The following is a 1,528-nucleotide window of genomic DNA, read 5'->3' as shown; positions in this document are numbered from 1 at the left end:
CCAGGGCCAGGGTCAGCCGTTCCTGACTCAGACGCAGCGCCCCCTCGGCCTGTTCCAGCCCGGCGATATAGCGCGACAGGGATTCGGCCATGTCGTTGAAGGCCTGGGTCAGGGTGGCGATCTCCGTGACATCCGGGTCCGGTTCGACCCGAACCGAAAAATCCCCCTGGCCGAAGCGTTTGGATGCCTCGGCCAGTTGCTCCAATTTGTGGCCCATCCGCTTGCCCCCGAAAAACCACCCACTGATCAGGGTCAAAACCAGGGCCGTCAGAAAAATACCCATGTTGCGCAGCATTTCCCGCCGGGCCTGGGCATGAACCGTGGACTTTGGCGCACCGACGAAAATACTCATGTACCGCTCGCCAGCCGGATCGAGGCGCACGTTATGAAAGGCGAGAATGCGCTCGATGCCGTCCGTGCCGATGTCCGTCCTTATGCCGTTGGCGCCCCCCGAGCGGGCGGCCAGATACATGGGCTGGCGGATGGGTTCGCCGACGAGGGTGGAATCTGTTTCGGGATATCGAAAAATCCGCACCCCGGCATGATCGCAGCCGCCGATAAAGGAATTAGCGGGAAAACGCATGGACTCAAAAAGAGTCTTGAAACCGTCCAGGGGGATACTTGCCAAAAGCACGCCCCGGATCGTCCCGCTGTCATCGAATACCGGGCAGGCAAAGGGAAACAGCGAAATGGGCTCGAGCCGGCCAATAAAAAATTCTCCCGGAGAAAATGCCCCGGAAGCCAGGGCGTCCTGAAAATGCCGGCTTCCGGACAAATTGACCGTTGCGTGCGTCCGGGTGGTGGCGATGACCACGCCCCGGGGATCGGTCAGGGTAATGGCGCTGATATACGGATTGGTTTTCAGGGCGCGGTCGAGAAGTGGCTTGCAGGCCAGGGCGTGGCCATTTTGGATCTCGGGCAAGAGCGCCAGATTTTCCAGAAGCACGCGGATCGACAGGGTCGTCTTTTCCTGAATGGCGGCCACCTGGGCGGCGAAACGAAGCAGCTCCGCCTCGGAACGGGCAATGGATTCCGTGCGGCCGTGCAGGCCATGCACGGTGATGATGGCAAAGGCGGGAAGGGCCGAGGCCAGGAAAAGAATGGCGAGCTTTTTCCGAATCGAGCCGTGCAGGAGGCCTGAGGCCATGACGCAACTCCGGGATGTGGGCAAGCGGGTGCCTGGTTTCCGATGTTTTTCGAATTTATACCCAAATTACCCGGACTTGTCGCACAGGTAAAGCTTCGCCCGCAAGCAGCGACGCTGTCAAAAAAAGACACCCTCGACGGCCATGCGCCCCCCGCGCGCCACAAAGCGGCTCCCTCCCAATGCGCCGCGACCCCGCTTGTTCATGGCATAGCGTAAAAATGCAGAATAAAACAAAGATTATTCCCTAAAATATGCTCTTTGCGGAATAAAAAACAGGAAAACAGATATTTTTCCCGCTCAATCACATGGGTCATTGCTTTTCGGGATGCTTCCATTTAGGGAGGCGGGGCGTAAACCTGACAGGGAGGACATCATGGCAAA

The 1,528-nt window shown here is 58.5% G+C and carries 1 protein-coding gene; it reads right to left on the bottom strand.

Going from position 1 to position 1,528, the window contains the following annotated elements:
- Positions 1-1,147, bottom strand: a 1,147-nt coding sequence (locus tag EOL86_14810) for a HAMP domain-containing protein (GenBank protein ID NCD26840.1), incomplete at its 3' end; no start/stop codon positions are given.
- Between the last annotated feature and the right edge of the window lie 381 nt (positions 1,148-1,528).

It is taken from the genome of Deltaproteobacteria bacterium, from assembly GCA_009930495.1.
Taxonomy (GTDB): Bacteria; Desulfobacterota; Desulfovibrionia; order Desulfovibrionales; family Desulfomicrobiaceae; genus Desulfomicrobium.
The sequence above is the reverse complement of the archived record's forward strand: the minus strand, read 5'-3'. Positions and strand labels throughout refer to the sequence as shown.